Origin of the sequence: Clostridium sp. ZBS2 (assembly GCF_023845855.1) — a bacterium.
In the GTDB taxonomy this organism is placed as follows: Bacteria; Bacillota; Clostridia; order Clostridiales; family Clostridiaceae; genus Clostridium; species Clostridium aquiflavi.
Map to the genome: position 1 here is coordinate 131,196 of NZ_JAMQIF010000019.1, position 7,653 is coordinate 138,848.

Consider the following 7,653-nt stretch of genomic DNA (forward strand, 5'->3'; position numbering starts at 1 on the left):
GAAGTTGATTACTAAAAAATCAACTTCTTTTTTGATTAATTTAATTTCAACTTCTTTAAATCATCTAAAGTAAGGATTCCCTTTATTGTAATGATTATGTTATTATCTTGTATTTTTATATCTTTAACCTTGATATTATTAATACTGCTTATAGAAAGAGTAATATCACCAGTATTTTTATCAAATTCTACAAATTCATTTGATTTTAATTTAGAAAAAATCAAATCTTTATTAATGTTAATGAAACCAACATTACCACTATCATAATGAAGAATACATTTGCCATTTTCAGCAGAAGCAGTAAATACTAAATGGCCCTCTAAAGGAATTCCATTGTATTTTAAATGAAAGATAATATTAAGTTTATTTTCATTTATATCTACTTTTAATCCAGTTATTAAATTTGAGAGTTTATTATTACTTTTTTTAATTAAACCAATAAACATAGAATTTAAGTCTTCTTCAGAAAGTGTTAAAGAAGTCTCAAGGGATATTTCCTTAGAAGATAAATTTAAATCATTCCTTGATAGTTTATCTAGCAGAGTTAAATCATTAAAATTAGATGAAGTATTAATATCTATGACTTCAGTTTTAGGGTAAAAGCCAATGTAATAAGTAGCACTTAAAGTTAAAAGAATTACTAGTATTATACTTAAAAATATACTAGTTTTTTTTGTCTTTGCCATAAGTTTAACCTCCCTTAGTAAATATTTTAATTATATGTTTTAAAGTAGTATTTGTAAATTTAAATAGAAATTTAAAAAGTAAACTTTAACAGAAAATCGTTTTTAGATGTAAACAAGAAATTAAAATATAAATTATAGTAATAACAAGTTTGTAATCACTATAATTTATAATATCATAATAAATAGTTTACCTTATTTAGAAGAAAAAATAAAAATATAGAATAATAATTAAATTTCTATTAATTTTTACAATTTTTAATAATATAGTCCCTTTTTAGAGTTTGTTTGTTGTATTATTAAATGGTACAATTTACAAGGATGATTAAGGGGGAAACGTAAATGAAAAAGAAATTAATTGTAATAGGAACTGCAGTATTAATGACGATATGTAGTGGAAGTGTACAAGCATTTGCATATGATAACAATGCAAATACTAAAATAGAAATTTCTGAAGAAGAGAAATTTGAGCCTGAAAGAAATTGGCTTAACATGGAAGTGGCAGATGAGCTTAATAAGAAATTTAATGAACTTACAAAAGAAGATTTTTTAAAGATTAAGAAATTGGATTTGCATTACAAAAGATTAGAAGGGGAATTACCAGAAACAATAGGTTTAATGAAAAACTTAGAGTATTTAAATTTAAACTATTGTAAATTGACTAAAATTCCTGATAATATAACAGAATTAACTAAATTAACATATATAGATTTAGGTGACAATAAGTTTAGAGAATTACCAGAAAAATTTGAAGAAAAGATAATTAAAGGTGAATATCAATATGTTGATGTTGAAAGCAATGAAGTAAGATTAAAAGAAGGATTGCATTTTTTAAAGGGAAAGTGGACATACTTAGACAGACATGGTGATAGAGTTAAAGAAACTATAAAAGTTAATGGTAAAACATATAACTTTAATGAAGATGGTACATTAAAAATTGGTTGGCAAAAAGAATCAGAGAAGTGGTTTTATTATGACACTTCTGGAGAGTTAATAAAAAACACATGGAAAGTAATTAATGGCAAGAAGTATTACTTTAATGAAAATGGTGAAATGTTAACAGGATTTATAGAAGTGAATTCAAAAAAATATTATTTAAATTCTAACGGAGAAATGGCTACTGCTTGGACAAAAATAGATAATCAATATTATTATTTTGATAGTAGTGGAATAATGCTTAGCGGTTGGTTAGATGAAGGCAATAATAGGTATTATTTAGATCAAAATGGTATTATGGTATCTGGAAAAGAAATTACTATAGATGGTAAAAAATATAGATTTTATTCTAATGGAGCACTAATTAAAAATACATGGATTGATGATAATACATATGTTCAGCCTAATGGAGAAACTGTAAATACATCTAGTAATTATTCTCATTCTAATGTTCAACTTAATGCATTTAAGTATATGACAAATCCTAGTAATCAATTAAGCGTTCATAATAAAGCTGTAGAACTTCATGGAGGAGAGACAAGCAATAATTGCGTATATTTCTTATCAGAAGTTTTAAGAAGAAGTGGTGTTTGGTTACCAGAGCAAACTTGTAATACTTACGAATTAGAAGGATTATTAAAAGAAAAAGGATTTATAGCATCAAGTGATTTCACACAATTAAAACCAGGGGATATTTTATATACTAATGGTCATACTCATGTGTATTTATTTATGGGATGGAGAGATAATCAATATGCTTATATAGTAGATAATCAAAGAGATAAATTTGATAATGAAATATTCCATATAAGAAATGTATATAATGATGATTCAACATACTCTACTGATAGAGCAATATATTTCTATTATTATCCATACTAAAATTTTAGTTTTATTTTGGTAGAAAAGGAGAGAATTTTATGAATATTAATAAAGAATATATTTTAAAAACAGCAAAAGAAATATTAGAATTTAATAGTCCAACTGGATTTTGTTTTGACATAATAAAAAAGATTGAAGAAATTGCTAAAGGTTTTGGATATGAATTTGAAACAACAAGAAAAGGTTGTGGAATAATAACTGTAAAAGGTGAATCTAATAATGAAGTAATAGGATTATCAGCTCATGTAGATACTTTGGGCGCAATGGTTAGATCAATAACAAGTGATGGAAAATTAAAATTTACTTTGCTTGGAGGTCCAATAGTTCCAACGTTAGATGGAGAATATTGCATCATAAGAACTAGAGAAGGAAAGCTTTATAACGGTACATTTTTAAGCACAAGTCCTGCAGCTCATGTTTTTGAAGATAGCTCAAGCAAAACACGTGAACCTAAAAATATGGAAATAAGAATAGATGAGGTAGTAAAATCTAAAGAAGATGTTGAAAAGTTAGGAATTTGTGCAGGTGATTTTGTATTTATTGATCCTAAAACAACAATAACAGAAAGTGGATTTATAAAGTCAAGATTTATAGATGATAAAGGTAGTGTATCTTGTTTAATGGGATTACTTGAACTATTCAATAGAGAAAAGATAACTCCTAAATTTACAACTAAGATATTTATTTCAGTTTATGAGGAAGTTGGACATGGTTCATCATATATTCCCAAGGATATAACAGAAATGATAGCTGTAGATATGGGATGTATAGGTGATGATTTGAATTGCACAGAATATGATGTTTCAATATGTGCAAAGGATTCTGGCGGCCCCTACGATTATAATATGACAACAAATCTAGTTAATTTAGCTAAGGAAAACGACATAAATTATGCAGTAGATATTTATCCAATGTATGGATCAGATGTCGGAGCTGCACTTAAGGGTGGAAATGATATAAGAGGAGCCCTTATAGGACCAGGAGTTCATGCGTCACATGGAATGGAAAGAACTCATTATAATGCATTTGAGAATACAATAAAATTATTATATTTATATTTAACTAAGCAATAATTATATTTAAATGTAAAGCTGTTTCAAATTTTTTATTTAATTTGAAACAGCTTTTTTGATTTTTGAGAATAATCAATATGTTATATTTGGATGCTAAAAAAATCATATTTTTAATGTATCCGATTTAAAATCATATATATGATTTTTGAATTTATTTTTTATGATTATTAATAGACGTTGAAGAACGAATTATTAATTTAGGTTGAATTATTTGTTCTTTAATATATTCTTGACTTTTGTTTTGTATCATAGAAATTAATTGCTCAATTGCAGCAGCACTTATTTCAGAAACGGATTGATGGATGGTAGTTAAAGATGGAAAATACTCTGAGGCTTCTTCGATGTCATCAAATCCGATAATTGACAAATCTTCTGGAATTTTAATTCCGAGTTGTTGTGCACTGCTAATTGTTTGTAAAGCTAATTTATCAGTTGCACAAACAATTGCTGTAGGTGGACAAGATAGTTGTTGAATGTTTATTAGGTAATCTGTAATCATTGACTTTGTTTTAATTTTATTTTGCCATGTTTTTGGATTTGATGGAAGTTTCAATGCTTCAATTTCTTCTTTAAAATAATTGAATCTATGTCTAACTCCTAAAAGTTGATTGCCTATATAACCAATATTTTCATGATTTAATGTAATTAAATGGTTTAATGCCATTTTAATCCCTTCTTTTTCATCTGTACGAATGACAGGACTAATATAATTTTCAATATCACCCATTATAGCAACAAAAGGAACCCCTTGTTTTTTTATATTTTGTATAAATAAATCATTTTCAGAAAGATTATCAAGTATTATTAATCCATCAAATAAGTAATTTATCATAGCATTTAATTGTCGTTTGGCTGTTTCGTACTGATAATTAGTATGACCAATAAATAATTCTAAGTTTTTTTCATGTACATAATTTTGAACTTCTTTTACAATTTTAGATAACAACGGATCTGTAATATCTCTTACAATTACCCCTAATACACCTGTATTTTTTGTACGCAAAGCAGATGCAAAAGGATTTTGTTGATATCCTAAAGAGTTTGCTATATCAAGTACTTTTGTTTTGGTCTTTTCACTAATTTTTATATTTCCATCTTTTTTGTTTAAAATTCGCGAAACAGTTGCAACAGAAACATTAGCAGCTTTAGCAACTTCACTAATAGTAACTTTTTTATTCATACATAATTGGCTCTCTTTCTATATATTAATATGTTAAATGTCTTGGGAGACAGTTTTAATATATAGTAACTATACCATTATTTTTTGTGAAATGCTAAAATTCTTTTTTATTGTTTATTTTAAAGGTAACCAATTTATGATTTTTTTAATTTGATAATCCCAGAAATTCCATTCATGTGAACCAGGTCCTTCAGAATAAATATAGTTAGGTAATTTATGTTTTATATTGTCGCGGAATTTAATATTATCTTCATATAAAAAATCTTCTGTGCCACAACATTGATAGACATTTAAATGAGAAAGAGCTTCTATATTTTCTTTCCTTATTAAATAATATAAATCATTTTTAGTACCTTCAATTTTATGGTTCCCATAAATTAAATCAAAATCTTTCATTTGTACATCTTTATTATTAGGGAAATTTTTAATATCAACTACACCAGAAAGGGAAGCGGTAGCTGAGAAAAAATTTGGATGATTGAAAGCCCATTTATAAGCTCCATATCCACCCATAGACAAACCAGCCACAAAATTATCTTCTCTTTCGCAAGATAATGGAAAGAAATGACGCATTTTTTTAGGTAATTCTATTGTTAAGAATGTCCAATAGCTACTTCCATAGCACATATCTGTATAAAAACTACGATGAACTTGTGGCATAACCACTGCAATACCACGTTCATTTGCATAACGTTCAATAGATGATTGCCTAGTCCATGCACTAGCATCATCAGAAAGTCCGTGTAATAACCAAAGTGTTGGATATTTTTTTAGAATATCTACTTCGCCTACTTTCCCATTTTCTTTTTTTTGTTCTGGTATTATCACTGTGGATGTAGTAGAAATCTCTAAAACATCTGAATAAAAATTACATGTAATTAATGCCATAAAAAACAACTCCTTTTAATTATTTTAAAAACACTTGTATTAATTTCTTTTATAGTTTATCATAAACATTATAAAAAGTAAACGTTATACGTTAAACGTTTGAGGAAAAATAAAGGAGGATAATTATGAACAAAATTAAAAAGGAAAAGGGATCTACTATTTTTATTATCTTTATCTGTATAGCAGCTGCCTTTGGTGGGCTATTATATGGATATGATTCAGCAGTTATTTCTGGGGCAATTGAATCAATTCAAGCTAAATTTCAATTTAGTAGTGCAATGGTTGGATTTGTGGTTTCAAGTATTTTAATAGGTGGAGCTATTGGAGTATTAATTTCTGGTTCTTTTAGTGATTGGATGGGTCGTAAAAAGGTACTAGCAATTTCAGCAATATTATTTGGAGTATCTTCAATTATTCAAGCTTTTGCACCTAATGTGATAATTATTATTTTAGCAAGATTAGTTGGGGGCTTAGGTATTGGAATGGCTTCTGTATTATCAGTTACATATATTTCTGAAGTTGCTCCTTCTCATATGAGAGGACGATTAGGTTCAATTTATCAATTTGCTTGTGCTATTGGGATTGTATCTGTTTACTTTATTAATGCGGCAATAATGAATGGTGCTGATCATATGTGGAAAATTAATGTAGGATGGCGTTTAATTTTAGGACTAGCTGGTGTTCCTGCAATATTATATCTTATTATTTTATTGCCAATACCAGAAAGTCCAAGATGGTTAATATTTAAAGGGAGAAGTGAAGAAGCTAAAACTATTTTAGAAAAAATTAATGGAAAAGTAGAAGCTAATAGAGAACTTATTAATATTGAAAATTCAATTAAAGTTAATAAAAGAAATTCATGGACTGATTTTAAATCTCCTGGAGTAAAGAAAGCACTTAGAGTAGGCATTATTTTAGCTGTATTGCAACAATTAGTGGGTATAAATGTTATTATTTACTATGCTCCACAAGTATTTAAAGCAGCTGGTGCAAATGGAGACATGGGAACTCTTACTATTTCTATGATAGGTATAGCAGCCTTTTCTGGTGTAGTTTGTTCTATGTGGCTTGTTGATAAGATTGGTCGTAAAAAACTTTTAATGATTGGTAGTTTAGGAATGGCTTGTATGCAAGGTCTTGTTGGTATTTCACTACATTTTAATTTAAATTTAGGAATATTAACAAGTATATTCATTGTATTATACTTATTTTTGTTTAATGTTTCTATGGGACCAGTTGTATGGGTTATTCTTGGTGAGATTTTTCCAAATCAAGTTCGAGGAAGAGCAATGTCTATTGCAACATTTTTTATGTGGGTAGCAAATTGGTTGATATCACAATTATTTCCAATTATTTTATCTAATTTTGGAGGTGGAATAACATTTAGTTTCTTTGGAATAATGTGTATTATTGCTTTCCTTTATACATGGGTAGCACTTCCAGAAACAAAAGACAAATCACTAGAAGAAATAGAACAAATTTGGGGATAAAATTAAAATATGTTTTTTAAAGAAATAGAATTTATATAGTATTTTAGATTCGAGAAATAAAGTTTTTGAGAAACATGATTATTTGTAAAAGATAGAAGGAATTTTACCATGTCTTATATAATAAAATTATATGAGAGGAGTGGTAAATTTGAAGGTGGTCAATAAAGAAAACAAATGCAATGCATGCCATAATATTGTAAAATGGAATTGCATAATTTATGGTGAGAGGACAGCTACAATAAAAAGAGAGGGTATGCAAGCGCAAGAGGTAATAGCCATAGGTGAAACTATAGGAAGTAACGGAACAATAACTAATTATGAAGCAATTGTTAAATGTCCATTTTGTAATACAAAAAATAAATTTTCAATATAAAAACAATTAGAACTCTAGAAATAGGGTTCTAATTGTTTTTATATTTAACTTTTGAATATGTCTTAAATCTGTGTCTATATATGCAATAGGGAAAGTGGCATTGTAATTGGACTTTGAGAATCCTCAATGAGTATTGTCACATTTACTG

General features: G+C 27.4%; 7 protein-coding genes. 4 read left to right on the forward strand and 3 right to left on the reverse strand.

Annotation, left to right across the window (positions count from 1 at the left end; genetic code table 11):
• Positions 1 to 35 precede the first annotated feature (35 nt).
• The gene (locus NG918_RS11910; RefSeq protein ID WP_252226352.1) at positions 36 to 686 is read right to left on the reverse strand and encodes a hypothetical protein; all 651 of its coding nucleotides are present in this window, start codon (positions 684 to 686) and stop codon (positions 36 to 38) included.
• Between the two features lie 339 nt (positions 687 to 1,025).
• Between NG918_RS11910 and NG918_RS11915 the strand changes: the two genes are divergently transcribed.
• The gene (locus tag NG918_RS11915; protein WP_252212793.1) at positions 1,026 to 2,501 is read left to right on the forward strand and encodes a leucine-rich repeat domain-containing protein; all 1,476 of its coding nucleotides are present in this window, start codon (positions 1,026 to 1,028) and stop codon (positions 2,499 to 2,501) included.
• A gap of 38 nt (positions 2,502 to 2,539) precedes the next feature.
• Positions 2,540 to 3,574, forward strand: coding sequence for a M42 family metallopeptidase (locus tag NG918_RS11920; protein WP_252226354.1), 1,035 nt, complete (start codon positions 2,540 to 2,542; stop codon positions 3,572 to 3,574).
• A gap of 151 nt (positions 3,575 to 3,725) precedes the next feature.
• Here the strand turns inward: NG918_RS11920 and NG918_RS11925 are convergent, their stop codons facing one another.
• A complete protein-coding gene (locus NG918_RS11925) occupies positions 3,726 to 4,754 on the reverse strand; it encodes a LacI family DNA-binding transcriptional regulator (protein WP_252226356.1) in 1,029 nt (342 codons plus the stop codon).
• Between the two features lie 114 nt (positions 4,755 to 4,868).
• Positions 4,869 to 5,642: an alpha/beta hydrolase gene (locus NG918_RS11930; RefSeq protein ID WP_252226358.1), complete on the reverse strand. Its 774-nt coding sequence runs from the start codon at positions 5,640 to 5,642 to the stop codon at positions 4,869 to 4,871.
• 125 nt (positions 5,643 to 5,767) lie between these two features.
• Here NG918_RS11930 and NG918_RS11935 point away from each other — a divergent pair, with 125 nt between their 5' ends.
• Positions 5,768 to 7,132 carry a sugar porter family MFS transporter gene (locus NG918_RS11935; RefSeq protein WP_252212789.1) on the forward strand — a complete coding sequence of 455 codons (1,365 nt, stop codon included), beginning with the start codon at positions 5,768 to 5,770 and terminating at the stop codon, positions 7,130 to 7,132.
• Between the two features lie 154 nt (positions 7,133 to 7,286).
• Entirely contained in the window at positions 7,287 to 7,505 is a 219-nt protein-coding gene (locus NG918_RS11940) for a carbon monoxide dehydrogenase (protein ID WP_252226522.1), read from the forward strand.
• Positions 7,506 to 7,653 lie beyond the last annotated feature (148 nt).